Below are 26,891 nucleotides of genomic sequence, written 5' to 3'. Positions count from 1 at the left end.
GCCCCGTCAGGCCGCCTCGATCTCCGCGCTGACCGTCAGCCACTCCTCCTCGGCGGCGGCGAGCGCGGTCGCGGCGTCCGACCGCATCTTGGCGATCTCGCCGGCCTTGGCGGCGTTCTCCCGGAACGCGGACCCGTCCTCCAGGGCGGCGTCGATCTTCTGGATCGCCGCGGTCAGCTTGGCCATCCGTGCCTCGATCGCCTCAAGCCGCTTGCGCAGGGGCGCGAGGGCCGCGCGGCGCTCGACGCCGGCGCGGCGCGCCTCGGCCTTCTGCCCGCCGGAGGGCTCGGACTCGCGCTCGACCTCGCGCTCGGGCCCCGACAGGACGAAGCGCCGGTAATCGTCCATGTCGCCGTCGAAGGTCTTCACCGTGCCGTCCGCGACCAGCCAGAGCCGGTCTGCGCAGGCCTCGACGAGGAACCGGTCGTGCGAGACGAGGATGACGGCGCCCTCGTAGTCGTTGATCGCCTCCACGAGGGCCTGCCGGCTCTCGATGTCGAGGTGATTGGTCGGCTCGTCGAGGATCAGGAGGTGCGGGCCGTGGAAGGCGGCGAGCCCCATGAGCAGGCGCGCCTTCTCGCCACCCGACAGCTTCTCGACCGGCGTGTCGGCCTTGTTGGCGCCGAATCCGAGCCGCGCCGTCGCGCTGCGGACCTTCGCCTCGGGGACATCCGGCATCAGGGTCCGGACATGCGCGTAGGCGCTCTCGGCGGGGCGCAGCTCGTCGAGCTGGTGCTGGGCGAAGTAGGCGACCTCCATCTTGGAGGAGCGCTTCACCTCGCCGGCGACCGGCCCGAGCCGGCCGCCGATCAGCTTGCAGAAGGTCGACTTGCCGTTGCCGTTGGCGCCCAGCAGCGCGACCCGGTCGTCCGGCGCGAGGCTGAGGTCGAGGCCGGTCAGGACGATCCGGTCCCCGTAGCCGGCCTTGACGCGCTCCATGGCGACGATCGGCGGCGACAGCGGCTTCTCCGGGCTCGGCAGGTGGATCACCGGCACGTCGTCCTCGAGGAGCGCGGCGATCGGCTCCATCTTGGCGAGCCGCTTCATCCGCGACTGGGCCTGCCGCGCCTTGGTGGCCTTGGCCTTGAAGCGGTCGATGAAGCTCTGCAGGTGCGCGCGCTCGGCATCCTGCTTGGCCTTCGCCTTGGCCTGGAGAACGCGCTTCTCCGAGAGCTGCTTGGCGAAGCTGGTGTAGCCGCCGCGGTAGATCGCCAGCTTGCCGCGGTCGAGGTGCAGGATGTGGTCGACGCTGGTGTCGAGCAGGTCGCGGTCGTGGCTGATGATGATCGCGGTGCGCGGGTAGCGTTCCAGGTAATCGTACAGCCAGAGCGTGCCCTCGATGTCGAGGTAGTTGGTCGGCTCGTCGAGGAGCAGCAGGTCCGGCTCCGAGAACAGGACGGCGGCGAGCGCCACGCGCATCCGCCAGCCGCCGGAGAAGTCCGCGCAGGGCCGCGCCTGGGCCGCCGCGTCGAAGCCCAGCCCGTGCAGGATCGCGGCGGCCCGGGCCGGCGCCGAGTGGGCGCCGATATCCACGAGCCGCGTCTCGATCTCGGCCCGGCGCAGACCGTCCGCGTGCTCGGCCTCCGCCATCAAGCGGGCGCGCTCCGTGTCGGCGGCGAGCACGACCGCATGCAGCGTCTCCGGTCCTGCCGGCGCCTCCTGGGCGACGGCGCCGATCCGCATGCCCTTGGGCAGCGCCACCGACTTCGCGTCGACCGGCAGGTCGCCGAGAATGGCCTTGAACAGGGTGGTCTTGCCGGCCCCGTTGCGCCCGACCAGCCCGACGCGGGCGCCTTCCGGGATCGTGAAGCTCGCGGAATCGAGAATCAGACGGTCGCCGATGCGGTAGGTGAGGTCGTTGACGCGCAGCATGCCGGCGTTCTGGCGGTCCGGACGCCGCGAGGCAAGCGCCGCCGTCGCGCGGGCAGGCCGGCATCCCCGTGTCGCCCTCCGACACAACGCGACGCCTATTTTAAGCTTGAAACATCAGCTTCGGCTGTCGGATTTTTAACGGAATGCCGTCAAACCTGTGGCGAGTGCTGCGCAAATAGACGCTGATAGTGCGTTCATCGGCTCTAGAACGTCGTCGCGTGAGCCGGAAAAGCGCCCGGGCGGGGGCGAGCCACAGGGGGGAATCTTGGGCCAGACCCTGATCCTGACCGACGATGTCGAGCGCGCCGAGAGGCTCGCGCGCAATCTCGGCGGCGTCACGCCCGTTGTGCTGCACGACCTCTACGGCGACGCCGTCCCGCCGCGGGGGGCGGGGCTGATCATCAGCGACGTCAGCGCGCTGACCTCCGAATCCGTGCGCCGGCTGCGCCAGGCGCTGTCCACCGCGCGCGGGCCCGGCATCCCGTTCCTGGCCCTGATCCACGGCAACCTCGGCCGCGGCGAGATCCAGGCCACCGCCCTCGGCGCGACCCGCGCGATGCCGGCCGCCGCGGTCAGCGCCATGCTGCTGAACGCGGTCGCGACCCTGATCGGCACCGCCAAGGCCCCGCCGCAGACCGGCAACTGGCAGGAGCAGGTGAACGAGGCCCGCTCGGCCTTCGTCAGCCTGTTCCGCGCCGATCAGGCGCCCCCGGCCGCGCTGGTCGAGAACGGCGCCGACTTGGTCAACCAGGCGATCCGCGAGGCCAAGGTGCGCGAATGGCTCAGGGTCGTGGCGAGCTTCGACGACGTCACGCACCGCCACTGCCTGAGCGTGGCCGGGATCGCGGCCGAGTTCGCGCGCGTCCTGGGGCTCAACGAGGCGGATTCCCGCTACCTCGTCAAAGGCGCGCTGCTCCACGACATCGGGAAGGCCAAGATCCCCCTCGCGATCCTGAACAAGCCCGCGCCGCTGACGCCGACAGAGCGCGCCGAGATGGCTCGCCACCCGGCGCTCGGACACGAGATGCTGCTCACGGGCGACTACGACGCGCTGACCCTGTCGGTGGTCCGCTCGCACCACGAGTATCTCGACGGGTCGGGCTATCCGGACGGGCTGCGCGGGCAGCAGATCCCCGACCTCGTCCGCCTGATCACCATCGCCGACATCTTCGCCGCGCTGATCGAGGCGCGCCCCTACAAGGCGCCGAAGGCCCCGCGCGAGGCCTACGCCATCCTCGAGTCGATGAGGGCGAAGCTCGATGCCGACCTCGTCCGCGCCTTCGGAGCGGTCGCGGTCGCCTGCGAGACGCCCCGCCGCGCCTTCGCCTGAACCCGACCCTCAGACGAGTTCCCAGGCCTTGCCGTCCCGCATCAGGGCGGTGACGAGGGCGTGGTTCAGCTCGTGCCCCGTGTGGAACGCCGAGATCCGGCCCTCGACCGGGTGGCCCGCCAGCGCGAGGTCGCCGACGAGGTCGAGGATCCGGTGGCGAACCGGCTCGCCGGGGACGCGCATCCCGCCCAGGACGTGCCCGCGCACCAGCAGCGCTGCCGAGTGGGGCGAGACGCCCTGCAGGAAGTCGTTCCGCATCAGGTAGCCGTAGGCGCGGCCCGCCATGGCCCGCGCGTAGCGGCCGAAGCTGCGCGCCGGCGCGATCTCCCGCTCGAAGCTGTCCGCCGTGATCGCGCCCGACCAGTCGATCGATCCGAAATGCGCCAGCGCGACGTGGCCGGTGATGTGCAGGCCCGGGCCGGGCTCGATCTCGAGGCGGCGCCGCCCGTTCTCGACCGCCACCGTGCGCAGCAGCCGGATCACACGGCAGGGCAGGCTCTGCTCGCGCCGGCCGGCGATCCGTATCGCCTCACACCAGGGCGTCGCGCTCCCGTCGAAGATCGGCAACTCGTCGGCGTCGATCTCGGCCAGCACGTTGTCGATCCGCAGCGCGCTGAGCGACGCCATCAGGTGCTCGATCGTGCGCACGAGGACGCCGTCGCGTCGCAGCGCCGAGGAGAGCGGCTGCGATTCCCGATAGTGCCAGTGGGCGGGCACGTCGACCGCCCGTCCGTCCTTCAGGTGGCGGCGGAAGACGATGCCGTGGCCGGCCGGGGCGGGGCTGACGCGGACCGTGGCGTGCCGCCCGGAATGGAGGCTGCGGCCCGAACGCTCGAAGGGGCGCGCGAGTGTCGCCTGCTGGCGGGGACCGGTGGAGGATGTCGAGCGCGGGAAAGGTACGTCTTGATGCATCGATACTGCCCGCCTCGGCGGGCCAGGAATTTAGCCCTGATACCTGATCCACGCTAATAAACTCCTGTTCATCGGGACGCGGCTTGACCGCCCCGCCCGCGACCGTCACGATTGCGGCGCCCGATTGATCCAGCACCGCCCCGGCGGGGCGCGGCTTCACTGTGCGGGCTGCTCCCGTCCCCAGATCTGCTGGCCGGCCCCCGTCAGGGCAGGGACGGAGGCCGGAGTTGAGGGAACACGATCGATGGCGCGGTTGGGGACAATACCTTTCTTCAAGGATCCCGGCATCGAGCTCAGCCCCTACGAGCCCCGCTGCCACTGGCGCCGCTTCGACGAGAACGAGGTCCTCGTCGACTTCGACGATATCTCCACCGACGTGTACTTCATCGCCTCCGGCGAGGTCCGCATCCTGAACCGGACCCAGTCCGGCAAGGAAGTCATCCTGGGCGAGATGCGGGGCGGGGCCTTCTTCGGCGAGCTCGCCGCCATCGACGGGATCGGCCGCTCGGCCAACGTCACGGCGCTGACCCGCGGCGAGGTCTGCGTGGTGCCGGCGCCGGTCTTCCGGCAGATCGTGTTCGCCTCCGAGGCGATCGCCGACCGGCTGTTCCGGCTCCTGGCCAAGCGCGTGCGCGAGCTGAACACGCGGCTCATGGAGCACGCCCTGCTCGACCTGAAGCACCGGCTCTACGCCGAGCTGCTCCGTCTCTCCGTGCCCCGGGCCGGCACGGCGGGCGAGCGGGTGGTCTCGCCGCCGCCCTACCACCACGTCCTCGCCGCGCGGATCGGCTGCCGCCGCGAGCAGGTGACCCGGGAGTTTACCGCGATGGCGGCGGAGGGACTGGTCGACCGCACCCGCGGCGCCCTGGTCCTGCGCCGGCCGGACCTCCTGGAAGCGCGCGTGGCCGAGGCGCTGCGCGAGGATTCCTGATCCGTTGTCCGAGGGGCCTGCGCCGCGCCTGCGGCTGGAGGAGCTGACCAAGCGCTTCGGCACCCATCGGGCCGTCGACGCCGTGTCCCTCGACCTCGAGGCGGGGGAGTTCTTCTGCCTGCTCGGCCCGTCCGGATGCGGCAAGAGCACACTCCTGCGCATGATCGCGGGCTTTGAGAGCCCGACCTCGGGACGGATCCTGCTGGGCGCACAGGACCTGACCGCGCTGCCGCCCCATCGGCGGCCGGTCAATATGATGTTCCAGTCCTACGCGCTGTTCCCGCACATGAGCGTGGCCGGCAATATCGGCTACGGGCTGAAGGGCCTCGGCCGCTCCGCCTCGGCGGAGCGCGTGTCGGAACTGCTCAAGCTCGTGCGCCTGGACGGGTTCGGCGACCGTCGACCGGAGACGCTCTCGGGCGGCCAGCGCCAGCGGGTCGCCCTGGCCCGGGCGCTCGCCCGGGAGCCGAAGCTGCTGCTACTCGACGAGCCGCTCGGCGCGCTCGACCGCGGCCTGCGCGAGGAGACCCAGGGCGAGCTGCGCGCGGTCCAGCGCCGCCTCGGCACCGCCTTCGTCGTCGTCACGCACGATCCCGAGGAGGCGATGATGCTCGCCGACCGGATCGGCGTCATGGAAGCGGGCCGCCTGATCCAGGTCGGGCCGCCGGCCGATCTCTACCGGCGCCCGGCGAGCCGCTTCGTCGCCGGCCTGCTCGGCGACGTGAACCTCATCCCCGGTCGTGTCGGCGCCGGAGGCGCCGACACGGTCCGCACGGTCGAGACCGCGCACGGTCCCGTGCGGGGCGTCGCGGAGGCCGCGCTCGCGGAAGGGGCCGCGGTCGTGGTGGCGGTGCGGCCCGAGGACGTGGTGCTGGGCGCGGAAGGGCTGCCGGTGGTCGTCGCCGACGCCGTGTTCCTGGGCGACCGGGTGCGCCGGACGCTGCGCCTGCCCGACGGCGCCACGCTGCGGGCGAGCGGGCGGCCCGCGGAGGCCGCCGCGGCGCCGGGCTCGGACGCACGGGCCAGCTTCCCCGCCGACGTCGCCGTGATCCTGCCGGCATGAGGGCCGCCGGAGCGGAGGCCGACCGCGCGACCGGGCGAACGGAGGCCGGGTCCGCGCGCCCCCGCAAGCGCGGCCGGATGTTCGACCGCCTGGCGCGCCTGCCGCCCTTCCTGTGGCTGGCGGCGTTCTTCCTGCTGCCCTTCGTCATCACCCTGAAGATCAGCCTCTCGGAGCCGGCGACGGCGATCCCGCCCTACCTGCCGCTGCTCGACTGGCGCGGCGGGCTCGACGGCTGGTCGGCCTTCCTCGAGGCCCTGAACTTCGACAATTACCTTACGCTCGCCGCCGACCCCCTCTACCGCGACGCCGCCCTGGGCTCCCTGACCTACGCGGGCGTCGCCAGCCTGATCCTCGTCGCCCTCGGGACGCCGCTCGCCTACGCCCTGGCGCGGGCGCCGGCCCGCTGGCAGCCGCTCCTCGTGGCGCTGGTGATCGTGCCGTTCTGGACGAGCTTCCTGATCCGGATCTACGCCTGGATCGCGATCCTGAAGCCCGAGGGCCTGCTCAATCTCGCCCTGCGCCGGCTCGGCCTGATCGACGCGCCGCTGACGATCCTCAACACCGACGCGGCGGTGATCGTCGGTCTCGTCTACGCCTACCTGCCCTTCATGGTGCTGCCGCTCTACGCGGTGATGAACCGCCTCGACCCGACCCTGCGCGAGGCCGCGGCGGATCTCGGCGCCTCGCCGAGCCGGGTGTTCTGGACCGTGACCGTGCCGCTCAGCCTGCCCGGGATCGCGGCCGGCGCGGGGCTCTGCTTCATCCCGATGGTCGGCGAGTTCGTGATCCCGGACCTGCTCGGCGGGTCGGAGACGCTGATGCTCGGCCGGGTGCTCTGGAGCGAGTTCTTCTCGAACCGCGACTGGCCGCTCGCCGCGGCTGTCGCCGTGCTGATCCTCGCCATCGTCATCGGACCGGTGGTCCTGTTCCGGGACAGCCTGCGCGCGGGCGAGGGCGAGGCGCCGTGAGCTGGGTGACCCGCACCGCCCTGGTGGCCGGCCTGGGCTTCCTCTACGGGCCGATCGCGGTGCTGATCGTGTACTCGTTCAACGCCTCGCCGATGGTGACGGTCTGGGGCGGGTTCTCGACGCGCTGGTACGGCGCCCTACTCGCCGACGCGCCGCTCCTGTCGGCCGCCTGGGTCTCCCTGAAGGTCGCTTTCCTCGCGAGCCTGCTCGCCACGATCCTGGGGACGCTGGCCGCGCTCGCCCTGGAGCGGCAGGGCCGCTTCCGCGGTCGCGCCCTGTTCACGGGTCTCGTCTTCGGGCCGATCGTGATGCCCGAGGTGATTATCGGGCTGTCGCTCCTGCTCATGTTCATCGGGATCGGGCTAGACCGCGGCCTCCTGACGATCGTCATCGCGCACACAACCTTCTGCACCGGCTTCGTGGCGGTGGTGGTCGGCGCGCGCCTGCGCGGCCTCGACCGGTCCCTCGAGGAGGCCGCGGCCGATCTCGGCGCGGCGCCGGCGCGCGTGCTGATGACCGTGACGCTGCCGCTGCTCGCGCCCGCCCTCGCGGCCGGCGCGCTCCTCGCCTTCACCCTGTCGCTCGACGACCTGGTGATCGCGAGCTTCGTCTCCGGCCCGGGCTCCACCACCCTGCCGATGCGGCTCTACAGCCAGGTCCGTCTCGGCGTGAATCCGGAGATCAACGCGGCCTCGACCCTCCTCGTCGGGCTGGTGAGCGTCGCGGTGCTGCTGGCGTCCTGGCTGACCGCCCGCCGCGGACAGGGTTGAGCGGGCATCACTCCGCGGCCTGCGCGGCGGTCGCGCCCGCGCGCACCATCTGCGCCACGGCGACCGTCACGACGACGTTCACCACCAGCGCCACGATGCCGACATTCACGTCCTGGAGCGGTCCCAGGAGCGGCAGCTTCGCCAAGCTGAACCCGGAGAGGACGGTCGCCGCCACGGTGGCCACGCCCTCGACGATCCCGGCGATGGCGGCGCGGCGGTCGAGGGGATTGCGGCGCATCAGGCTGGTGATGAAGCAGGGGAAGAGCTGCGTCACGAAGTTGTAGCCCATGAGCAAGAGCTGCACGATCGTGTCGCCGCCCGACAGGGTGAAGCCGACGCAGACCAGCGCCAGCACCGGCACGAGGATCTTGCACAGCCGCGCGGTCGCGGCGTCGTCCATGCCGGGGCGCAGCGGCCGGACGAGGTTGTTCGCCACCAGCGTGACGCCCGCGATCAGGATCATGGAGCCCGGGACGAGGGCGGTCAGCACCCCCGTGGCGCCGATCAGCCCGATGACCCAGGGCGGGAAGGTCGCGAGGGAGAGCTTGAACAGCGAGAGGTCGACGTCGGGCCCCGTCAGCCCCGGCACCTGCATCACGGCGGTGAAGCCGATCACGAACACGAACAGGTTGATCAGCTGGTAGATCGGCAGGATCACGGCGTTTCGGCGGAAGGCGCCCGGCTCCCGCGCCGTGTAGAGCGACGCGAAGGTGTGGGGCCACATGTAGCCGCCGAGCGCGGTCAGCAGGACCGTGGTGGTGAACCAGGTCGGGCTCTGGCCGCGGTCGGGCAGGGCCAGGAAGCCGGGCTTCGCCGCCTCGATCGCCGTGAACAGGCCCTCGTAGCCGCCGTAATAGTGGACCGGCAGGTAGATCCCGAGGAACACCACCACGAACAGGATGCTGGTGTCCTTGATCACGGCCGTCCAGGCGGAGCCGTGCACGCCCGACACCACGACGTAGGCGGTGAGCGCGGCCGCGCCGATCCAGACCGCGGTCGTCGACGAGATCGCGCCGTAGGACGCCGTCGAGACGATGATCCCGAGGCCCTTGAACTGCAGCACGAGGTAGGGAACGAGGGCGACGATCCCCACGAGCGCCACCAGCATGCCGAGCGCGCGGCTGCCGTACTTGCGCGCGAAGAAGTCGGGCTGCGTGTAGAGGTTGTGCTGCTTGGCGTAGCGCCAGACCGGCGGCAGCAACCAGTACGAGGTCACGTAGGCGAGCGTCAGGTAGCAGAGGATGTAGTAGGCGGGGCCGCCCTTGCCGTAGGCGATGCCGGAGCCGCCGAGGAACGTGAAGGTCGTGTAGATCTCCCCGGCCATCAGCAGGAAGACCAGGGCGGTGCCGAAGCCGCGGCCGCCGACGGTCCACTGCTCCAGCCCCATCTCGCGGCCGACCCGCGCGTAGAGTCCGAGGCCGATCGCCAGCGCGAAGCCGGCGGCCACGATAACGAGCGCGATGCTCATCGGGGATCCTCCGGCGCGCGGTTCTGAGGGTCGGTCAGGTAGATCACCCCCATCACGATCGAGGTTCCGATCACGCAGAACACCAGCCAGGCGAGGAGCAGCGGCAAGCCGAACACGAAGGGCTCGACCCGGTTCAGGAAGAACGGGCCGACCAGGATGCCGAGGAAGGGAAGGGCGGCCAGCCACCGCAGATTTCGCATGCGCGATACCGTTCAGAAGGCCCCGATATCGCGGGTTGAATCAGTCACGGACCGCTGTCAACGCCGCGATGGCCCAACGGCGCTCATCCCGATCACGTCTGCGTGCTGTGCGCTCGCGCACGCGGCCGCGCTCCGGGCGCGCATATCCTCAGCGCAGCGTCGCGCCGTCCGACGCGGCGGGCGCCGAAGGATTTCACGATGACCCGCACTCTGACCTTCGCGGCGCTGGCCGCGCTCCTCGCCGTTCCGGCGGTCCAAGCGGAGGCCCGCCCGCGGCACACCCCCGCCAAGGCGCAGCCCAGCGCCGCGATCAAGGCGCGCCAGACCGTCCTGAACGATTTCAACGCGCGGATGAGCCGCCTGGACGCGCTCATGGGCACCCCGAGCAGGTCGTCGGTCCGCGCGCGCTCGGCCGAGGCCGGCCGCTAGGAAACGTGACGCGCCGGTCGCCCGGACCGGCGCGTCGACTCAGCGGCCCAGGCCGCCCGCCTCCTCCACGAAACGCGCCACCGCGTCCGCGCCCGCGCCCTCGCGCAGGGACGCGAACACGTACGGCCGGGTGCCGCGCATCCGCTGCGTGTCGGATTCCATCACCGACAGGTCGGCGCCGACGAGCGGCGCGAGATCCGTCTTGTTGACGATCAGCAGGTCGGACCGGGTGATGCCCGGACCGCCCTTGCGGGGGATCTTCTCGCCGCCGGCGACGTCGATCACGTAGAGCGTGATGTCTGCGAGTTCCGGCGAGAACGTCGCCGCGAGGTTGTCGCCGCCGGACTCGATCAGCACGAGGTCGAGCTTCGGGAAGCGCCGGCTCATCTCGGCGACGGCGGCGAGATTGATCGAGGCATCCTCCCGGATCGCCGTGTGCGGGCATCCCCCGGTCTCGACGCCGAGGATGCGCTCCTCCGGCAGGGCGCCCGCGACGGTGAGGATCCGCGCGTCCTCCTTCGTGTAGATGTCGTTGGTGATGGCGCAGATCTCGTAGCGGTCGCGGAAGCGCTTGCAGAGCTGCTCCATCAGGGCGGTCTTGCCGGAACCGACAGGTCCGCCGATGCCGACGCGGAGGGGGCCGTTCGTGGAGGTCATGCTGCGGGCTCAGGATCGGAAGATGCGGGAATACTGGGTCTCATGGCGGAAGGAGCCGAGATCCAGGCGGAAGGTGGCGGCACCGAGCGCGTCGAGATCCGCCGCGGTGGCCGCCTCGGCGAGCCCGGCGAGGCGCGGCGCGAGGGCGGCCACGACCCGCGTGCCGGCGGCCTGACCCACGGGCGCCGCCCGAAGGGCCGCGGAGACGAGGTTCTGCAGGAAGGCGAGGCCGTAGGCGGCGAGCACGGGGCCCGGATCCATGCGGTGCGCGCCGGCCGCGAGGCCGACCGCGACCGGGTAGGCGACCGGCCCCGGCAGATTGCCGGCCAGGGCGTCGAGGGCGTCGCAGGGCCACGCGCCGCGCGTCGCGTCGAGGAAGCTGCGGCCCTGCTGGCTCGTCTCCAGGTGCAGCTCGCGCGACGGCGCCAGGGCCAGGGCGAGGTCGTTGACGGCGACCAGCGCGGCGCCGTCCGCGGACAGCGCCGCCGCGTGGGCGTGGGCGGCCAGGATCAGGTCGTTGCGCAGGGCGCCGCGCTCGCAGACGTCCCGGAGCCACGCGGTCAGGCTCGCCTCGTCGCGGACGTCGCCCGCTTCGACCGCCCATTCGAGCCCGTGCGAGTAGGCGTAGGCCCCGACCGGGTAGCCGGGCGACAGCCACGCCATCAGGCGCAGCGCCTCCAGGGCGTCAGCCCGCGGCATGGTGGTGCTGGTGGCCGCCATGCGGGTGGTCGTGCCCGTGGTCGTGCCCGTGGCCGCCGGAATAGGCGCCGCCCTCGGGCCGGAACGGGCGCACCACCGGCTCGGCGGTGCCGCCGAGGCCCCGGACCATCTCGGCGAGGACGTGGTCGTGCGCGATCCAGACCGCGTCCGGGCCGATCTCGGCGGCGATGTGCCGGTTGCCGATGTGCCAGATCAGGCGCTTGAGGGCGTGATCGCCGGCGGCCCGGATCTCGAGCAGGCGCTCCGGCGCGGCCTCGACCCAGACGAGGCGTCCGTCCTGCAGGACCAGGGCGTCGCCGTCCTCCAGCACGGTCGGCTCCGGAAGGTCCAGCAGGAAGCTCAGTCCCCCGGCGCCGCGCATGGCGACGCGGCGGCGGTGGCGGTCGCCGTGATCGAGGACGACGCGGTCGACGATCTCGCCACCTGACAGGGCGTCGCGGCGGAGGATGCGGGTGGCGCGGATCATGGTTGACGGATCGGGCTGGATACTCGGGCGCGGTCAGACAACGTCCGTCTCCGGCGTGCCCGGATAGAAGCCGAGCTCACGGATCTGCTCGATCGCGTAGGGACAGGATTTCGGAAAGACGGATCCGGGCAAGCCCGTCTCGCTCGCGGCCCCGAGGACAGCGACGGAATAGGCCTTCGCGAGCACCGCATCCGGCCAGGACTGGAGGCTGGGGCTCATGTCGATCAGGTCATCGATCCGGATGCGCTGCTCGAGGATGGTCGCGCGCCAGCCGTACTTCCGCTTCTCCGGCTGGAATTCCCACTTCAGCAGGTGCAGCAGCAGGATGGCGAGACGGCTCCGGATCTCGGCTTTCTGGGATCCGCCCAAGCTCTCGATCTCCTCGGCGACGTTGGCGCGGTCCAGATCCGGCCAGCGCCCGGCCCGGAGCAGGGCTGCCTGCTCCTCGGTCCAGAGGCAGAGATCGGTCGTGTAGAGGTCGTCCCTCGCCGGAAGCTGGGCGATCTTCGTCATCGCGGCTCTCCTGCCACCGAGCCCATCCTATCTCAGAACAGGAAGTAACGCTGCGCCATCGGCAGCACCTCGGCCGGCTCGCAGACCAGCAGCTCGCCGTCGGCGCGCACGTCGTAGGTCTCCGGATCGACCTCGATGACCGGCGTGGCGTCGTTCAGCACCATGCTCTTCTTCGAGATGCCGCCGCGGACGTTCTCAACGGCGACCAGCTCCTTCTGCACGCCCAGCCGCTCCCGCAGGCCGTCCTCCACCGCCGCCCGCGAGACGAAGGTGAGGGCGGTGGCGAAGGGCGCCCGGCCGTAGGCGCCGAACATCGGCCGGTAATGCACCGGCTGCGGCGTCGGGATCGAGGCGTTCGGGTCGCCCATGGGCGCGGCCGCGATGCTGCCGCCCTTCAGCACGAGGTCGGGCTTCACGCCGAAGAAGGCCGGCGTCCACAGCACGAGGTCGGCGAGCTTGCCGGGCTCCACCGAGCCGATGTGCCGGGAGATGCCGTGCGCGATGGCCGGGTTGATCGTGTACTTGGCGACGTAGCGGCGCGCGCGCAGGTTGTCGGTGCCGGACGCGTCGCCCGGCAGGGCGCCCCGCTGGCGCTTCATCTTGTCGGCGGTCTGCCACGTGCGGATGATGACCTCGCCGACCCGGCCCATCGCCTGGCTGTCGGAGGACATCATCGAGAGCGCGCCGATGTCGTGCAGGATGTCCTCGGCCGCGATGGTCTCGCGCCGGATCCGGCTCTCCGCGAAGGCGAGATCCTCGGGGATCGACGGGTCGAGGTGGTGGCACACCATGAGCATGTCGAGATGCTCGTCGATCGTGTTCCACGTGTAGGGCCGCGTCGGGTTGGTGGACGACGGCAGCACGTTCGGCAGCCCGGCCACCTTGATGATGTCCGGCGCGTGGCCGCCGCCCGCGCCCTCGGTGTGGAAGGCGTGGATGGTCCGGCCCTTGAAGGCCGCGATCGTGTCCTCGACGAAGCCCGATTCGTTGAGCGTGTCGGTGTGGATCATGACCTGGATGTCGTGGGCGTCCGCCACCGACAGGCAGGTATCGATCGCCGCGGGCGTGGTGCCCCAGTCCTCGTGCAGCTTCAGCGCGCAGGCACCCGCCCGCACCATCTCGACGAGGCTCTCCGGACGGGACGCGTTGCCCTTCCCGGCGAAGGCGAGGTTCATCGGGAAGGAATCCGCCGCCTCGATCATCCGGGCGATGTGCCAGGGGCCCGGCGTGCAGGTGGTGGCGAAGGTGCCGTGCGCCGGGCCGGTGCCGCCGCCGAGCATCGTGGTGACCCCCGAGCAGAGCGCCTCCTCGATCTGCTGCGGGCAGATGAAGTGGATGTGGCTGTCGAAGCCGCCCGCCGTCAGGATCTTGCCCTCGCCGGCGATGACCTCGGTGCCCGGCCCGACCACGATGTCGACCCCCGGCTGCACATCCGGGTTGCCGGCCTTGCCGAGCCGGAAGATCCGGCCGCGCACGATGCCGACATCGCACTTCACGATGCCCCAGTGGTCGAGGACCACCGCGTTGGTGATCACCGTGTCGACGGCGCCGTCGGCGTTGGTGGCCTGGCTCTGGCCCATGCCGTCGCGGATGACCTTGCCGCCGCCGAACTTCACCTCCTCGCCGTAGGTGGTGAAGTCGCGCTCGACCGTGATCTCCAGGCTCGTGTCCGCGAGCCTGATGCGGTCGCCGACGGTCGGGCCGAACATGTCGGCGTAGGCCGAGCGCGGCAGGCTGGCGGGCTTGGGCGTGTTGGCCATGGTCAGAGCTTGCCCATCACGTCGCCGCGGAACCCGTAGACGGTGCGCCCGCCGGAGAGCGGCACCAGCGCCACTTCCCGCGTCGATCCCGGCTCGAACCGCACGGCGGTGCCCGGCGCGATGTCGAGGCGCTTGCCGCGGGCCTGCTCCCGCGGGAACACGAGGCCCGGATTGACCTCGAAGAAGTGATAGTGCGAGCCGACCTGAATCGGCCGGTCCCCGACATTGGCGACCTCGATCACGGTCCGCTCGGCGCCGGGGTTGAACACGATCTCGCCGGGCAGCGTCGTCACCGCGCCGGGGATGTCGGACGAGGCCGCGCCCCGAATCGGGTGATGCACGGTGACGAGCTTGGTGCCGTCCGGGAAGGTCGCCTCCACCTGGATGTCGTGGATCATCTCGGGCACGCCCTCCATGACCTGATCGGCGGTCAGCACGGTGGCGCCGGCCTGCATCAGGTCGGCCACGGTGCGGCCGTCCCGAGCGCCCTCGACCACGAAGTCGGTGATCAGCGCCACCGATTCCGGATGGTTGAGCTTCACGCCGCGGGCGAGGCGGTTGCGCGCCACCTGCGCCGCCATGGCGATGAGCAACTTGTCCTTCTCACGGGGCGTCAGCAGCACGGGCAACCTCGTCGTCGCGGCGGCCGGAGCAAGGATCATGCGCGCGGCGCGGTCAAGGGCGGGCGTCGGCCGTTGCAGAACCCGGACCAGCGGCCGTCGCGGGCCGCCTGAATCAGGGAGGCGTCACGGCGTCATGGCGATGAAGCCGGCGAACAGGTCGGGGAGGGCCGCGCCCTTCACCGCACCCGGCAGGTCGCGGGGATGGATGAACTCGTCCCGGAACCAGGGATAGCGCTTCGGATCGAAGGAGGCCCGCAGCCAGTCGATCGTCCGCCGCACGCGGGTGATCCGCTCGGCGTCCGGGTGATAGGTCAGCCAGATGTCGACGCTGAAGCGGCCGAGATTGTCCACCGGGACGACCTGCGCGCCGATCGCGCTGGCATAGGTCGGCAGCAGGCCGATCCCGGCCCCCTTGGCGATGGCCCAGTAATACGCGCTGCTGACGTTGATCTTCAGGGTGATCGGGACCTTCGCGGGGAAGCCCGGCACCGTGCGCACGTAATCCTCGAGGGCGACGGTCTGGCCGCCGTCCTGCACCACGATCCGGTGGCGCTCCAGGTCCTCGGGGCGCGCCGGGAGCCCGTAGGTCTCCTCGTAGCTCCGCGCGGCGTAGGGCACCATGTGGATCCGGCCGAGCTTGACGATGCGCAGGTCCGGGCTGGTCGGCCGCGTCAGCTGGATGGCGACGTCGGCCTCCAGTCGCAGGACGTCGGCGGATTCCATCGCGCAGCGGAGGTCGACGGTCAGGCGCGGGTTGGCGCGCTGGAACTCGACGAGGCGCGGCGCGAGCCAGAACGCCCCCAGCCCCTCCGTCACGGCGATCCGCACCTCGCCGGTCTCGGCGAAGGGCGCGCCCTCGCCGGTGCGCACGAGGCTGAAGGCGGCCGCCTCCATGCGGCCGGCGGCCTCGAGGATCGCGTGGCCCTCGGCGGTAAGGCGGATGCCGTCGACGTGGCGGGTCAGCAGCGGAGCGCCGATCAGCGCCTCGAGATCGTCGATCCGGCGCCGCACCGAGTTCACCGACAGGCCGAGCTTCGTGGCCGCCGAGCGGAAGCTGCCGGACCGCTGGAGCGCCAGGAAGACCCGGATGCTCTGCCAGTCGGGCATCGGGTCCCGGATCGCCTCCGCCTGTTCCATCGACGGAACACCCCTGTTTCAAATTTTGCACATACAGCCAGAGCGCTAGATGCGAAGTGCTTAACCGTCAATCCGTACCCGAATGTCAGGTCATCCGATGACGGTGCACATTGCTCGCGCGCAGTTCGTGGCCAAGGACGCCGATCAACTCGGTACAGCGCTAGTCTCTCCCGAGCCGCGGCACGCGCTGAATGCGCTCGAGGTCGGCCGAATTGCCCGGCACCTCGTCATCTTCACGCCGACCCCGGACGATCTGGCGCGGCTGATCGCGTCGGCGCGCGCGGATCTGCCCGATCTCGCGCCCCTGCGCACCGTCCAGCGGGTGATGTCGATCAATCCCGACAGCGTCCTGGCGATCGCCCAGCGCCACCGGTTCGACGCCGCGGATCCGCGGGGCGAGGGGTTCGTGGCCTGCCTGATGCTGAACGCCGACGGCCTGGCGGCGCTCAAGGCCGGGACGCTCGACGCGTCCGATCCGCCCGCCGCGATGCTGGCCGGCCAGCACGAACGCCCGGCCGGGATCTACGTCTGGGCCGTCTACGCGCGGCGGCGCCTCTCCGGCGGCGTCGGCCTCGTCTTCGACCGTCTGTCGAGCCCGACCTACCGGGGCGTCGACTTCTACGCCCGCGCGGCCACCCCCGAGGGGGCCGACCTCCTGACGACTCTCGGCTTCACGGCACAGACCTCCGCCCGCGGCGCCCTGTACCATTTCGCCCGCGCGCCGAAGGCGGAGCCGGCGCCCCCGTACGACACCCACCGGTCCGGCGGGACCGGCATCAGCGTCGCGGTCGCGCGGAACATGGAGGACCTGTCCCGCGTGATCGCCCTGCGCGCCGCCGTCTATATGGCGGAGCAGGCCTGCCCGTACGAGGAGGAATTCGACGGCAACGACCTCTCGGCGACGCACCTGATCGGCTACGTCGGCGACGAGCCGGCGGGCTGCCTGCGCATCCGGTTCTTCGCGGATTTCGCCAAGATCGAGCGCCTCGCGGTCCGGGCCGAGTTCCGCAACACGCGCCTGTCCTTCGCGCTGGTCCGCGCCGGGATCGAGCTGGCCCGGGTCAAGGGCTACCGCCAGCTCTACGGCCACGCCCAGAAGCGCCTCGTCGGCTTCTGGAGCCGCTTCGGCTTCCGCGTCTTCGAGGGCGCGCAGGAGCTGGTCTTCTCGGATTTCGACTACGTCGAGATGCTGATGGAGGCGGAGCCGCACCCGCAGGCGATCGGCCTCGGCGCCGACCCCTACGTCATCATCCGGCCGGAGGGGCGCTGGCACCGGGCGGGCGCCCTCGACCGCTCGCGGAGCCGCGCCGTGACCCGCCCGTCCGTCGACCGGGCGGTGGCCGCGCGATGAACCGGCCGATCAACCCGGCGCTGTATCGCCGGCCGCGCAGCGTCCCCGCCCTGGTGCTGGTGGACATGCAGCAGGAATACGAGATCGCGGGCCGCCCGCTCGCCCTGGCGGGGATCGAGCCCGCGCTCTCCAACTGCCGGCGCGCCCTCGCGCATGCCCGCGCGAGCGGCATGCAGGTCGTGTACGTCCGCTGGATCGGCGCGCCGCTGTTCCAGGCGGGCAGCCGCTTCGTCCGCTGGATCGAGGGGTTCGAGCCGCACGGCTGCGACATGATCTTCGACCGGGACCGCCCGTCCTGCTACGCCAGCCCCGCCTTCGCGGACGCGATGGAGCGGGGATCGCCGCCGCTCGTCATCGCGGGCTTCGCCGGCGAGTCGTCCTGCCTCGCGACGGCGGTCGACGGCTTCCACCGCGGCCAGGACGTGACCTTCCTGTCCGACGCCTCCGCGAGCCACGACCTCGACGGGATCTCCGCCGACGAGATCCACCGGTCGGTGAGCGCGGTGATGCGGGTGTTCGGCGATGTCACCGACACGCAATCCTGGATCGCGGCCTCGGCGCCTTTCAGGCCCCTGCCCACAGCTTCAAGACCCACGCACGCCAATGACTGACCGAAGCCAGAATCACGGGATTCCGGAGGGGGTCCCGGCCGGCGACGATGTGGACCTGCGCCTCGGCCGGCACGCGATCGAGCTGCTGCAGGCGGCGCGCGAGGCCGGCGAGCCGACGCTGATCGCGCAGGCCGAGGCCATGGCGATGGCGGTCGGCTTCGTGCTGGCGAGCCGGCTGCCGGGCGGCGCGCCGGAGACCGCGTGATCAGTCGGCGCCGTCCTCGCCGCCGATGAGGCGCATGGCGCGCAGGCGCGCGGTCCGCTCGTCCTGGGCGCGCCGGTCCGCGGCGAGCGCCCGCCAGAGCACGACGAGCTCATGCTCGAGAGGCAAATCGACGGTTTCGTCGGTATCGCGCGCGATATTGGCGTGATCGAAGGCGTCCATGTTCGAGGTTCCGCGCCTTGAGGTGCGGTCCGCTAACAGGACAGGATCGCGATCGTCCAGCCCGAAAGTTGAGCAGATCCTGTACAAGCCGACCGGATCGTCACGCGCGGCGCAATCCATCGCCGGCAAACCGAACACCGGATCGTAGATCGGCGACGATGGGGAGGCTCACGGCGGTCGATCGACCGGGGCAATGATCCGGTTCGACCGAATTGCATCCGGAGCCGCTGTTCCGGCGCCTGCCGGGACATGAATTCAATAATCTATTGACGATAATCGTTGAATACGCGACCGGCCACGCAGCCCGCCGCCTCGAACAGTCTCCGCACGGGGCCGCACACGCCGCGAGCCCTCAGAAACATCTCGGACACCGAACTGTGACAATCCCGACCGGTATCGGCCAGGGCCCGGGCACCGCACGGGTGCGTCCGATCGGACCGCGAGCACCTCAGGCCCGGGATCGCGTCAGCGCGGCGATGATGGATTCGACCACGACGATCTGCTCCTGCACGGCGACCAGCCGCGGTCCGGCATCCGCGCCGTCGCCCAGCACGAAGGTGCCCTTCTGCCGCCGCGCGTCGCGCAGCTTGCGCACCGACGCGACGATGACCTGCCGCTCCTCGATCAGCGCGTCGCGCAGTTCGTTCAGGCCGTCCAGTTCCAGGGTCGAGGCCATGCGGCGTCCCGGTCTCACATCCTCGGCGCGGCGTCGGCGGCCATCCCGCGCGGGCGCGCCGGGCGCCTGTCGTCCGCGCGGAGCGTCCGGCGCCGCGGCGCGGCCCACTCTCGGCGGCGGTAGCACGCTTTCCGCTCACGGAACATTGCCGCGATCCGGGGAGCGCCGCGATGTCCGGCGCGGCCATTGTATGCTATTGAATGCAAAATTATCCCGGCCCGCGAAGCGGTCGGATCAACGGGCGGATAGCGGCGCATGCTGAGTGAGGACCTGCACGACCGCGACGGGTCTCGCGCGGACGAGACGGTCGCGGACCGGCGCCACGGCGACGCGCGTCGCGCCGCGACCAAACCGGCGAAGAAGCGCTCGGGCGCGGCCGGCCTGATTCTCCTGCTGCTCGCCGTCGCGGGCGGCGGCGCCTACGGCTACACGCGCCTGAATCAGCCCGCGGTGAAGTCCCGGGCGGCGGCCCCGCTGCCGGTGCCCGTCACCCTCGGCACGGTCGAGCAGGGGCCGTTCGCCCTCGTGTCGAACGGCCTCGGCACCGTCCAAGCGTACAACACCGTCCAGGTGCGCACGCGCGTCGACGGCGAGATCCAGCAGGTCGCGTTCCGCGAGGGGCAGACCGTCCGCAAGGGCGACGTGCTCGTGCAGATCGACCCGCGGCCCTACCAGGCGGCGCTGGATCAGGCGAAGGCCAAGAAGGAGCAGGACACGGCCAACCTCGGCAACGCGAAGGCGGACCTCGTCCGCTACACCGGGCTGGGCGCCTTCGCCTCCCGGCAGCAGACCGAGACGCAGACGGCCCTGGTCGCCCAGCTCACCGCGCAGGTGGCGTCCGACCAGGCGGCCATCGACAACGCCACGACGCAGCTCGGCTACGCCACGATCCGCGCGCCCATCGACGGCGTCACGGGCTTCCGGCAGGTCGATATCGGCAACATCGTCAACGCGGCCGGCCAGACCCCGATCGTGACGATCACCCAGGTCGAGCCGATCTTCGTGGTGTTCACGGCCCCGGAGGATCAGCTGCCCGCCATCACCGCGGCCCTCAAGGCCGGTGACGTGCCGGTGGAGGCCTGGACGTCGGACGGGCTGACCAAGCTCGCCGACGGCAAGCTCGCCCTGTTCAACAACCAGGTCGACACCGCGACGGGCACGATCCGCCTCAAGGCCGTCTACGAGAACAGGAACCACGCGCTGTGGCCGGGCCTGTCGGTCTCGACCAAGATGCGGGTCGGCACGGTCGCGGTCGCCACGACGGTGCCGGACGACGCGATCCAGCACGGGCCCGACGGGCTGTTCGCCTTCGTGGTGGACGATGCCAGCCGGGCGCATCAGCGCGCGCTGAAGGCGGGCCGCTCGGATTCGGGGCGGACGCGCGTTCTCAGCGGCGACCTCCGGCCCGGCGAGCGGGTGATCGTCGCCGGCCAGTACAAGGTGCAGGACGGCAGCCTCGTGGCCGATCCGCACGCGGCACACACCGCGCAGGCGGAGGCGGTCCAGTGACGCGCGCGGGACGCCTCACGGCGGGCGCGTCCCCGCGCGGGGCCCGGCCATGAAGGGCGGCATCTCGGCACCGTTCATCCGGTTCCCGGTGGCGACCACGCTGATCATGGTCGGCATCCTGTTCCTCGGGATCGTGGCCTACCCGCTGCTCGGCGTCGCGCCGCTGCCGCAGGTGGATTTCCCGACCATCCAGGTGACCGCGCAGCTCCCCGGGGCCAGCCCGGAGACGATGGCCTCGTCGGTGGCGCAGCCCCTCGAGCGGCAGTTCTCGCAGATTCCCGGCGTGTCGCAGATGACCTCGACGAGCTCCCTCGGGATCTCGACGGTCACGGTCCAGTTCGACCTCAACCGCAACATCGACGGCGCCGCGAGCGACATCCAGGCGGCCATCAACGCCGCCAGCGGCCAGCTCCCGAAGAACCTCCCGACCCCGCCGACCTACCGCAAGGTCAATCCGGCCGATTCGCCGATCCTGCTGCTCTCGGCCACGTCCGACAGCATGCCGCTGATCGACGTCGACGACGCGGTCGACGTCCAGCTTGCCCAGCGGATCAGCCAGATCTCGGGCGTCGCGCAGGTCTTCATCGGCGGCCAGCAGAAGCCCGCCGTGCGGATCCAGATCGACCCGGCCAAGCTCGTGGCCAAGGGCCTGTCGCTGGAGGACGTGCGCGCGCAGCTCACCCTCACCACGGTCAACAACCCGAAGGGCAGCATCGACGGCGGCAGCCACAGCTACACCATCTACGCCAACGACCAGCTCACCGCGGCCCACAACTGGAACGACGTCATCGTCGCGTATCGCGACGGCGCGCCGCTGCGCGTCCGCGACATCGGACAGGCGGTCGCCGGCCCCGAGGACACCAAGCAGGCCGGCTGGACCAACGGCAAGCGCGGCATCTTCCTGGTCGTGTTCAAGCAGCCCGGCGCCAACGTCATCGACACGGTCGACAGCATCAAGGCCCAGCTGCCCCGCCTGACCGCCACACTGCCGGCCGCCATCAAGGTCGGCATCCTGAGCGACCGCACGCAGACCATCCGCGCCTCGGTCGAGGACGTGCAGTTCACCCTGCTGCTGACGATCGTGCTGGTCGTCGGGGTGATCTTCGTCTTCCTGCGCAGCTTCTGGGCGACCGTGATCCCGAGCGTGACCGTGCCGCTCGCGCTGCTCGGCGCCTGCGCGTTGATGTGGATGGCGGGCTACACCCTCGACAACCTCTCGCTGATGGCGCTCACCATCTCGGTCGGCTTCGTGGTCGACGACGCCATCGTCGTGCTGGAGAACATCAGCCGCTACGTCGAGGAGGGGATGCGGCCCATGGAGGCCGCCTTCAAGGGCGCGGGCGAGATCGGCTTCACCATCGTGTCGATCTCGGTGTCGCTGATCGCCGTGCTGATCCCGCTCCTGCTGATGGGCGGCATCATCGGAAGGCTGTTCCGCGAGTTCGCCGTGGTGCTCTCGATGACCATCGCGGTCTCGGCCTTCGTGTCTCTGACGCTGACCCCGATGATGGCCTCGCGGCTGCTGAAGTCCCACGACGCCGAGCGCCACGGCCGCCTCTACCGCATGAGCGAGGCAGCCTTCGACTGGCTGCTCGCGGTCTACGCCGACGCCCTCGACGTCGCGCTGCGCTTCCGCCGCGTCACGCTGCTGGTCTTCTTCGCCACGCTGGCGCTGACCGGCTACCTGTTCGTCGCCATCCCGAAGGGCTTCTTCCCGCAGCAGGACACCGGTTTCATGATCGGCGTCACCGAGGCGTCGCAGGACATCTCCTTCTCGGCGATGAAGGCGCTGCAGGAGAAGGTCGGCGCGATCGTCCAGGCCGATCCCGCGGTCGCCACCGTCGGCATGTCGCTCGGCGGCAACGGCCAAGCGCTCAACTCCGGGCGCATGTACATCACGCTGAAGCCCCGCGACGAGCGCGACGTCAACGCCTTCCAGGTGATCGGCCGGCTGCGCCCCAAGCTGGAGCGCGTCGAGGGCATCCGGACCTTCATCCAGGCGACCCAGGACGTGCGCACCGGCGGCCGCACCTCGCGGACGCAGTTCGAGTACACCCTTCAGGACCCGGACCTCGCCGAGCTGAACACCTGGGCGCCGCGCATCCTCGACAAGATGAAGACGCTGCCGGAGCTGCGCGACGTCGCCACCGACCAGCAGACCCGCGGCACGACGCTGACGCTGTCGATCGACCGCGACGCCGCCTCGCGCTACGGCATCACGCCCCAGCTCATCGACGACACGCTCTACGACGCGTTCGGCCAGCGCCAGATCGCGCAGTACTTCACGCAGCTCAACAGCTACCACGTCGTCCTGGAGGTTCTGCCGGCGCTGCAGGGCAGCGTCGAGAGCCTCGACAAGATCTACATCAAGGCGCCGATCGGCGGCGGGCAGGTGCCGCTCGCGGCCTTCGCCCGCTGGACGACGGTTCCGGTGGCGCCGCTGGCCGTGAACCACCAGGGGCAGTTCCCGGCGGTGACGATCAGCTTCAACCTCGCCCCCGACGTCGCCCTCGGGCAGGCCACGGAGGCGATCGGCCGGGCGATGCGAGAGCTGCAGGTCCCGCCGACCGTGGTGAGCGGCTTCCAGGGCACCGCCCAGGCCTTCCAGCAATCGCTCTCGACGGTGCCGCTGCTGATCCTGGCGGCCCTGTTCGTGGTCTACCTGATCCTCGGCATCCTCTACGAGAGTTTCATCCACCCGATCACCATCCTGTCGACGCTGCCCTCGGCCGGCGTCGGCGCCCTGGCGGTGCTGATGTGGGCGGGGTTCGACTTCAGCCTGATCGCGCTGATCGGCATCATCCTCCTCATCGGCATCGTGAAGAAGAACGGCATCATGCTGGTCGACTTCGCCATCGTCGCCGAGCGGGAGGAGGGCCTCTCGCCCGAGGTTGCGATCCGGAAAGCCGCGCTGCTGCGCTTCCGGCCGATCCTCATGACCACGATGGCGGCCCTGCTCGGCGGCATCCCGCTGATGGTCGCCACCGGGACCGGCTCGGAAATCCGGCAGCCCTTGGGCTACGCCATGGTGGGCGGCCTCGCGGTCAGCCAGGTGCTGACGCTGTTCACCACGCCGGTGATCTACATCTACCTCGACCGGCTGGCGCACCGCTTCTCGTTCCGCGACAAGCCGCGGGCGGTGGACGGGGCGCTCGATGACCCCGAGCCGCTGGAGGAGGTCCGCGGCCCGCCAACGCTGCGCGCGGCGGAGTGAGGCCGACCGCCGTCTCTGCGAGCGGAGCGAAGCGATCCAGATACGCCGCGCTCGCCGACGTCGCGCTTCCCTGGATTGCTTCGCTCCGCTCGCAAAGACGCTGAGCGCGGCGAAAGCGACGTCCCGAAGCCAATGGCCGGGCAGCCCTGTCACCGCGGCCCGCTTGGCGGGGCTTCTCGCCGTTCCAGTTCATGCGGCACCGGCCCTCTGAGACCGCGGGAAGCCGAAGGATGCGGATGAGCCAGAACCTGCCGCTGCGAGGGCTGACCGTGCTCGCCCTGGAGCAGGCCGTCGCCGCGCCCTACTGCACCTCGCGGCTCGCCGATGCCGGGGCCCGGGTCATCAAGATCGAGCGGCTGGAGGGGGATTTCGCCCGCGGCTACGATGCGGCGGTCAATGGGCTGGCGAGCTACTTCGTCTGGCTCAACCGCGGCAAGGAGAGCCTCGTCGCCGACATCAAGGATCCGGCCGACGCCCGCCTGCTGCACGCGATCCTCGCTCAGGCCGACGTGTTCGTGCAGAACCTCGCCCCCGGCGCGGCGGCCCGGGCGGGCTTCGGCTCGGCGGAGCTGCGCGCGCGCTACCCCCGGCTGATCACCGTCGACATCTCCGGCTACGGCGCCGGCAACGCCTACAGCGACATGAAGGCCTACGACCTGCTGGTCCAGGCCGAGAGCGGGCTCACCGGGATCACCGGCCACCCGGCGGGGCCCGGCCGCGTCGGCGTCTCCGTCTGCGACGTCGCCTGCGGGATGGACGCCCACGCCGCGGTCCTCGAGGCGCTGATCGCCCGCGGGATCACCGGGCAGGGCTGCGCCCTGGAGGTCAGCCTGTTCAGCGGCGCCGCCGACTGGATGAACGTGCCGCTGCTCTACTTCGAGGGGACCGGCAAGGCGCCCCAGCGGGTCGGCCTCGCGCACCCGTCGATCTGTCCCTACGGCGCCTTCCCCACGGCCGACGGCAGCCTCGTGCTGATCTCGATCCAGAACGAGCGCGAGTGGGCGAATTTCTGCGCCGGCGTGCTCCGGGAGCCGGAGCTCGCCCGGGCCGAGGGCTTCGCGTCCAACAACGCCCGTGTGGCCAACCGCGCCGCGGTCGACCTGCGCATCGGCGCCGCGCTGGTGCGGCTGACCCGCGACGCGGCCGCCGCCCGGCTGAAGGCGGCGGGCACCGCCTACGGTTTCGTCAACACGCTGGCGGACCTCGCCACGCACCCCGCGCTGATCCGCGCGGAGGTCCGGACGCCTTCGGGGCCGGCCCGGATCGTGGCGCCGCCGGTGCTGATCGACGGCGCGGTCCGCGCCCTCGGACCGGTCCCGGCCATCGACGAGCACGGGGCGCGGATCCGCGCGGAATTCGCGCCCCGGGCTCGAGGACAGTGATCTGACAGCGCATCGGAATGGGCGGGAGGAGACGATGAGACTGGACGGCAAGATCGCGCTCGTGACGGGGGCCGGCAGCGGCTTCGGGGCCGGGATCGCCCAGCGCTTCGCCGCGGAGGGCGCCAAGGTGGCCTGCGTGGACATCGACGGCGCGGCGGCCGGGCGCGTCGCGGCGGCGCTCGGCGACAACGCCATCGCGATCGCCGCCGATGTCGGGCTGGCCGCTGACGTCGCCGCCAGCGTCGCCGAGACGCGGCAGCGCTTCGGCGTGCCGAGCATTCTCGTCAACAACGCCGGCACCACCCACCGCAACAAGCCGCTGATGGAGGTGACGGAGGAGGATTTCGACCGGGTCTTCCGGGTCAACGTGAAGTCGATCTTCCACTACGTCCGGGAAGTCGCCCCGCTGATGCGCGACGCGGGCGGCGGCGCGATCCTCAACGTCAGCTCGACGGCGGCGCTGCGGCCGCGCCCGGGTCTGACGTGGTACAACGCCTCCAAGGGCGCGGCGAGCCTCGCCTCGAAGTCGCTGGCCCTGGAGCTGGCGCCCTGGAAGATCCGTGTGAACGCCCTCTGCCCGGTCATGGGCGCCACGGGGCTCCTCGAGCACTTCATGGGCGTCCTCGACACGCCCGAGAACCGCGACCGCTTCATCGCCACGATCCCGCTCGGGCGCCTGTCGGAGGCGAGCGACATCGCCGCCGCCGCCCTGTTCCTCGCCTCCGACGAGGCGGCGTTCATCACCGGCGTCGATCTCCCCGTCGACGGCGGCCGCACGGCCTGAGGAGCCCCCGATGGAAGCCTATACCGAGATCCGCGAGGCGGTCGCCAAGCTCTGCGCCGGCTTCCCGGGACCGTACTGGCGGGCCCTCGACCGGGAGATGGCCTACCCGATTGAATTCGTGAACGCGCTGACCGAGAGCGGCTACCTGTCGGTGCTGATTCCCGAGGCGTACGGCGGCTCCGGCCTGCCGCTCTCGGCGGCCGCCGCGATCCTCGAGGAGGTGCAGCGGGCGGGCTGCAACGGCGGCGCCTGCCACGCCCAGATGTACACGATGGGCACGCTGCTGCGGCACGGCTCGGAGGCGCAGAAGGCCGAGTACCTGCCGGGCATCGCGGAGGGCCGCCTGCGGCTCCAAGCCTTCGGCGTGACCGAGCCGACCTCCGGCACCGATACCGGCAGCCTGAAGACGACGGCCCGCCTGGAGGGCGACCACTACGTCGTCAACGGCCAGAAGATCTGGACCAGCCGCGCCGAGCATTCGGACCTGATGCTGCTCCTCGCCCGCACCACGCCGCGGGCCGAGGGCATGAAGCGCACGGACGGGCTGTCGGTGCTGCTCGTCGACATGCGCGCGGCCAAGGGCAACGGCCTGACGATCCGGCCGATCCGCACGATGATGAACCACGCCACCACGGAGGTGTTCTTCGACAATCTCCGCGTTCCGGCGCAGAACCTCATCGGCGAGGAGGGCAAAGGCTTCCGCTACATCCTGTCCGGCATGAACGCGGAGCGGATCCTGATCGCCGCCGAGTGCGTCGGCGACGCCAAGTGGTTCATCGACAGGGCCCGGGCCTATGCCGGCGAGCGGACCGTCTTCGGCCGGCCGATCGGTGCCAACCAGGGCGTGCAGTTCCCCATCGCGAAGGCCTACGCGAACATGCGCGCGGCCGAGCTGATGGTCCGCGAGGCGCTGACCCTCTACGAGGGCGGGGCCAATCCCGGGGCCGAGGCCAACATGGCCAAGATGCTCGCCGCCGACGCGTCCTTCGAGGCGGCGAACGCCTGCATCCAGACCCACGGCGGCTTCGGATTCGCCGAGGAGTACGACGTGGAGCGCAAGTTCCGCGAGACGCGCCTCTATCAGGTCGCGCCGATCTCCACGAACCTGATCCTCGCCTACCTGTCCGAGCACGTGCTCGGCCTGCCGCGCTCGTACTGAC

At 71.0% G+C, this 26,891-nt stretch carries 27 protein-coding genes; 14 read left to right on the top strand and 13 right to left on the bottom strand.

From position 1 onward, the window contains the following. Positions 1-6: 6 nt before the first annotated feature. Entirely contained in the window at positions 7-1,872 is a 1,866-nt protein-coding gene (locus C4T42_RS05275; RefSeq protein WP_020091929.1) for an ABC-F family ATP-binding cassette domain-containing protein, read from the bottom strand. 265 nt (positions 1,873-2,137) lie between these two features. Here C4T42_RS05275 and C4T42_RS05270 point away from each other — a divergent pair, with 265 nt between their 5' ends. Continuing rightward, positions 2,138-3,202, top strand: coding sequence for an HD domain-containing phosphohydrolase (locus tag C4T42_RS05270; RefSeq protein ID WP_020091930.1), 1,065 nt, complete (start codon positions 2,138-2,140; stop codon positions 3,200-3,202). Between the two features lie 9 nt (positions 3,203-3,211). Here C4T42_RS05270 and C4T42_RS05265 read toward each other — a convergent pair whose 3' ends face one another. Then, the gene (locus C4T42_RS05265) at positions 3,212-4,114 is read right to left on the bottom strand and encodes a UDP-3-O-acyl N-acetylglycosamine deacetylase (protein ID WP_020091931.1); all 903 of its coding nucleotides are present in this window, start codon (positions 4,112-4,114) and stop codon (positions 3,212-3,214) included. A gap of 244 nt (positions 4,115-4,358) precedes the next feature. Here C4T42_RS05265 and C4T42_RS05260 point away from each other — a divergent pair, with 244 nt between their 5' ends. The 4 genes from C4T42_RS05260 to C4T42_RS05245 all read left to right on the top strand — a co-directional run bounded on the left by C4T42_RS05260 (position 4,359) and on the right by C4T42_RS05245 (position 7,846). Continuing rightward, the gene (locus tag C4T42_RS05260; protein ID WP_026604752.1) at positions 4,359-5,045 is read left to right on the top strand and encodes a Crp/Fnr family transcriptional regulator; all 687 of its coding nucleotides are present in this window, start codon (positions 4,359-4,361) and stop codon (positions 5,043-5,045) included. 4 nt (positions 5,046-5,049) lie between these two features. Further along, positions 5,050-6,108: an ABC transporter ATP-binding protein gene (locus C4T42_RS05255; protein ID WP_020091933.1), complete on the top strand. Its 1,059-nt coding sequence runs from the start codon at positions 5,050-5,052 to the stop codon at positions 6,106-6,108. A gap of 77 nt (positions 6,109-6,185) precedes the next feature. Continuing rightward, complete coding sequence (locus tag C4T42_RS05250) at positions 6,186-7,076, top strand: ABC transporter permease subunit (RefSeq protein ID WP_103984835.1); 891 nt, start codon at positions 6,186-6,188, stop codon at positions 7,074-7,076. After that, complete coding sequence (locus C4T42_RS05245; protein ID WP_103984790.1) at positions 7,073-7,846, top strand: ABC transporter permease subunit; 774 nt, start codon at positions 7,073-7,075, stop codon at positions 7,844-7,846. Before C4T42_RS05250 ends, C4T42_RS05245 begins: the two co-directional genes overlap by 4 nt. Positions 7,847-7,853: 7 nt before the next feature. Here C4T42_RS05245 and C4T42_RS05240 read toward each other — a convergent pair whose 3' ends face one another. After that, positions 7,854-9,314 carry a sodium:solute symporter gene (locus C4T42_RS05240; protein ID WP_103984789.1) on the bottom strand — a complete coding sequence of 487 codons (1,461 nt, stop codon included), beginning with the start codon at positions 9,312-9,314 and terminating at the stop codon, positions 7,854-7,856. Then, positions 9,311-9,514, bottom strand: a complete 204-nt coding sequence (locus C4T42_RS05235) for a DUF3311 domain-containing protein (RefSeq protein ID WP_020091937.1) — start codon at positions 9,512-9,514, stop codon at positions 9,311-9,313. The genes C4T42_RS05240 and C4T42_RS05235 overlap by 4 nt, the downstream gene beginning before the upstream one ends. 198 nt (positions 9,515-9,712) lie before the next feature. On the opposite strand from C4T42_RS05235, the gene C4T42_RS05230 reads away from it, so the two are divergent. After that, the gene (locus C4T42_RS05230; RefSeq protein WP_020091938.1) at positions 9,713-9,943 is read left to right on the top strand and encodes a hypothetical protein; all 231 of its coding nucleotides are present in this window, start codon (positions 9,713-9,715) and stop codon (positions 9,941-9,943) included. A gap of 39 nt (positions 9,944-9,982) precedes the next feature. Here the strand turns inward: C4T42_RS05230 and ureG are convergent, their stop codons facing one another. The 7 genes from ureG to C4T42_RS05195 all read right to left on the bottom strand — a co-directional run bounded on the left by ureG (position 9,983) and on the right by C4T42_RS05195 (position 15,819). Further along, positions 9,983-10,600 carry an urease accessory protein UreG gene (gene ureG, locus C4T42_RS05225; RefSeq protein ID WP_020091939.1) on the bottom strand — a complete coding sequence of 206 codons (618 nt, stop codon included), beginning with the start codon at positions 10,598-10,600 and terminating at the stop codon, positions 9,983-9,985. Positions 10,601-10,609: 9 nt separating this feature from the next. After that, positions 10,610-11,299, bottom strand: coding sequence for an urease accessory UreF family protein (locus C4T42_RS05220; RefSeq protein ID WP_026604753.1), 690 nt, complete (start codon positions 11,297-11,299; stop codon positions 10,610-10,612). After that, positions 11,286-11,786: an urease accessory protein UreE gene (locus C4T42_RS05215; protein ID WP_020091941.1), complete on the bottom strand. Its 501-nt coding sequence runs from the start codon at positions 11,784-11,786 to the stop codon at positions 11,286-11,288. Before C4T42_RS05215 ends, C4T42_RS05220 begins: the two co-directional genes overlap by 14 nt. Before the next feature lie 33 nt (positions 11,787-11,819). Then, a complete protein-coding gene (locus C4T42_RS05210) occupies positions 11,820-12,299 on the bottom strand; it encodes a DUF29 domain-containing protein (protein ID WP_020091942.1) in 480 nt (159 codons plus the stop codon). Positions 12,300-12,331: 32 nt separating this feature from the next. Beyond that, positions 12,332-14,059, bottom strand: coding sequence for an urease subunit alpha (gene ureC / locus C4T42_RS05205; RefSeq protein ID WP_020091943.1), 1,728 nt, complete (start codon positions 14,057-14,059; stop codon positions 12,332-12,334). 2 nt (positions 14,060-14,061) lie between these two features. Next, the gene (locus tag C4T42_RS05200; RefSeq protein ID WP_042673510.1) at positions 14,062-14,682 is read right to left on the bottom strand and encodes an urease subunit gamma; all 621 of its coding nucleotides are present in this window, start codon (positions 14,680-14,682) and stop codon (positions 14,062-14,064) included. Between the two features lie 123 nt (positions 14,683-14,805). Next, positions 14,806-15,819 carry a LysR family transcriptional regulator gene (locus C4T42_RS05195; RefSeq protein WP_020091945.1) on the bottom strand — a complete coding sequence of 338 codons (1,014 nt, stop codon included), beginning with the start codon at positions 15,817-15,819 and terminating at the stop codon, positions 14,806-14,808. A 97-nt stretch (positions 15,820-15,916) separates the two neighbouring features. Here C4T42_RS05195 and C4T42_RS32845 point away from each other — a divergent pair, with 97 nt between their 5' ends. The 3 genes from C4T42_RS32845 to C4T42_RS05180 are packed head-to-tail and all read left to right on the top strand — an operon-like array spanning position 15,917 to position 17,986. After that, positions 15,917-17,170, top strand: coding sequence for a GNAT family N-acetyltransferase (locus C4T42_RS32845; protein ID WP_103984788.1), 1,254 nt, complete (start codon positions 15,917-15,919; stop codon positions 17,168-17,170). Continuing rightward, entirely contained in the window at positions 17,167-17,781 is a 615-nt protein-coding gene (locus tag C4T42_RS05185) for a cysteine hydrolase (RefSeq protein ID WP_020091947.1), read from the top strand. The genes C4T42_RS32845 and C4T42_RS05185 overlap by 4 nt, the downstream gene beginning before the upstream one ends. Further along, the gene (locus C4T42_RS05180) at positions 17,774-17,986 is read left to right on the top strand and encodes a hypothetical protein (protein ID WP_026604754.1); all 213 of its coding nucleotides are present in this window, start codon (positions 17,774-17,776) and stop codon (positions 17,984-17,986) included. The genes C4T42_RS05185 and C4T42_RS05180 overlap by 8 nt, the downstream gene beginning before the upstream one ends. Here C4T42_RS05180 and C4T42_RS05175 read toward each other — a convergent pair whose 3' ends face one another. Next, positions 17,987-18,166, bottom strand: a complete 180-nt coding sequence (locus tag C4T42_RS05175; RefSeq protein WP_103984787.1) for a hypothetical protein — start codon at positions 18,164-18,166, stop codon at positions 17,987-17,989. Between the two features lie 448 nt (positions 18,167-18,614). Further along, complete coding sequence (locus C4T42_RS05170) at positions 18,615-18,842, bottom strand: hypothetical protein (protein ID WP_042673504.1); 228 nt, start codon at positions 18,840-18,842, stop codon at positions 18,615-18,617. A gap of 255 nt (positions 18,843-19,097) precedes the next feature. Between C4T42_RS05170 and C4T42_RS05165 the strand changes: the two genes are divergently transcribed. From C4T42_RS05165 to C4T42_RS05145, 5 genes are all read left to right on the top strand, one after another. Next, the gene (locus tag C4T42_RS05165) at positions 19,098-20,351 is read left to right on the top strand and encodes an efflux RND transporter periplasmic adaptor subunit (RefSeq protein ID WP_103984786.1); all 1,254 of its coding nucleotides are present in this window, start codon (positions 19,098-19,100) and stop codon (positions 20,349-20,351) included. A gap of 49 nt (positions 20,352-20,400) precedes the next feature. Beyond that, positions 20,401-23,565: an efflux RND transporter permease subunit gene (locus C4T42_RS05160; protein WP_103984785.1), complete on the top strand. Its 3,165-nt coding sequence runs from the start codon at positions 20,401-20,403 to the stop codon at positions 23,563-23,565. A 236-nt stretch (positions 23,566-23,801) separates the two neighbouring features. Next, positions 23,802-24,947 carry a CaiB/BaiF CoA-transferase family protein gene (locus C4T42_RS05155; RefSeq protein WP_103984784.1) on the top strand — a complete coding sequence of 382 codons (1,146 nt, stop codon included), beginning with the start codon at positions 23,802-23,804 and terminating at the stop codon, positions 24,945-24,947. Positions 24,948-24,981: 34 nt separating this feature from the next. Next, positions 24,982-25,731, top strand: a complete 750-nt coding sequence (locus tag C4T42_RS05150; protein WP_020091954.1) for an SDR family oxidoreductase — start codon at positions 24,982-24,984, stop codon at positions 25,729-25,731. 10 nt (positions 25,732-25,741) lie between these two features. Further along, on the top strand, positions 25,742-26,890 hold the full coding sequence (locus C4T42_RS05145; protein WP_042669501.1) for an acyl-CoA dehydrogenase family protein: 1,149 nt from the start codon (positions 25,742-25,744) through the stop codon (positions 26,888-26,890). Position 26,891: the final 1 nt, after the last annotated feature.

This window comes from Methylobacterium sp. 190mf (assembly GCF_900107945.1).
Taxonomy (GTDB): Bacteria; Pseudomonadota; Alphaproteobacteria; order Rhizobiales; family Beijerinckiaceae; genus Methylobacterium.
This window is presented reverse-complemented; position numbering and strand designations above follow the sequence as displayed.

Coding starts and splice junctions, on each gene's coding strand:
- C4T42_RS05275 (WP_020091929.1), bottom strand. CDS start 1,872: ATGCTGCGCGTCAACGACCTCACCTACCGCATCGGCGACCGTCTGATT.
- C4T42_RS05265 (WP_020091931.1), bottom strand. CDS start 4,114: ATGCATCAAGACGTACCTTTCCCGCGCTCGACATCCTCCACCGGTCCC.
- C4T42_RS05260 (WP_026604752.1), top strand. CDS start 4,359: ATGGCGCGGTTGGGGACAATACCTTTCTTCAAGGATCCCGGCATCGAG.
- C4T42_RS05250 (WP_103984835.1), top strand. CDS start 6,186: ATGTTCGACCGCCTGGCGCGCCTGCCGCCCTTCCTGTGGCTGGCGGCG.
- C4T42_RS05240 (WP_103984789.1), bottom strand. CDS start 9,314: ATGAGCATCGCGCTCGTTATCGTGGCCGCCGGCTTCGCGCTGGCGATC.
- C4T42_RS05235 (WP_020091937.1), bottom strand. CDS start 9,514: ATGCGAAATCTGCGGTGGCTGGCCGCCCTTCCCTTCCTCGGCATCCTG.
- C4T42_RS05230 (WP_020091938.1), top strand. CDS start 9,713: ATGACCCGCACTCTGACCTTCGCGGCGCTGGCCGCGCTCCTCGCCGTT.
- ureG (WP_020091939.1), bottom strand. CDS start 10,600: ATGACCTCCACGAACGGCCCCCTCCGCGTCGGCATCGGCGGACCTGTC.
- C4T42_RS05220 (WP_026604753.1), bottom strand. CDS start 11,299: ATGCCGCGGGCTGACGCCCTGGAGGCGCTGCGCCTGATGGCGTGGCTG.
- C4T42_RS05215 (WP_020091941.1), bottom strand. CDS start 11,786: ATGATCCGCGCCACCCGCATCCTCCGCCGCGACGCCCTGTCAGGTGGC.
- C4T42_RS05210 (WP_020091942.1), bottom strand. CDS start 12,299: ATGACGAAGATCGCCCAGCTTCCGGCGAGGGACGACCTCTACACGACC.
- ureC (WP_020091943.1), bottom strand. CDS start 14,059: ATGGCCAACACGCCCAAGCCCGCCAGCCTGCCGCGCTCGGCCTACGCC.
- C4T42_RS05195 (WP_020091945.1), bottom strand. CDS start 15,819: ATGGAACAGGCGGAGGCGATCCGGGACCCGATGCCCGACTGGCAGAGC.
- C4T42_RS32845 (WP_103984788.1), top strand. CDS start 15,917: ATGACGGTGCACATTGCTCGCGCGCAGTTCGTGGCCAAGGACGCCGAT.
- C4T42_RS05185 (WP_020091947.1), top strand. CDS start 17,167: ATGAACCGGCCGATCAACCCGGCGCTGTATCGCCGGCCGCGCAGCGTC.
- C4T42_RS05180 (WP_026604754.1), top strand. CDS start 17,774: ATGACTGACCGAAGCCAGAATCACGGGATTCCGGAGGGGGTCCCGGCC.
- C4T42_RS05175 (WP_103984787.1), bottom strand. CDS start 18,166: ATGGACGCCTTCGATCACGCCAATATCGCGCGCGATACCGACGAAACC.
- C4T42_RS05170 (WP_042673504.1), bottom strand. CDS start 18,842: ATGGCCTCGACCCTGGAACTGGACGGCCTGAACGAACTGCGCGACGCG.
- C4T42_RS05165 (WP_103984786.1), top strand. CDS start 19,098: ATGCTGAGTGAGGACCTGCACGACCGCGACGGGTCTCGCGCGGACGAG.
- C4T42_RS05160 (WP_103984785.1), top strand. CDS start 20,401: ATGAAGGGCGGCATCTCGGCACCGTTCATCCGGTTCCCGGTGGCGACC.
- C4T42_RS05155 (WP_103984784.1), top strand. CDS start 23,802: ATGAGCCAGAACCTGCCGCTGCGAGGGCTGACCGTGCTCGCCCTGGAG.
- C4T42_RS05150 (WP_020091954.1), top strand. CDS start 24,982: ATGAGACTGGACGGCAAGATCGCGCTCGTGACGGGGGCCGGCAGCGGC.
- C4T42_RS05145 (WP_042669501.1), top strand. CDS start 25,742: ATGGAAGCCTATACCGAGATCCGCGAGGCGGTCGCCAAGCTCTGCGCC.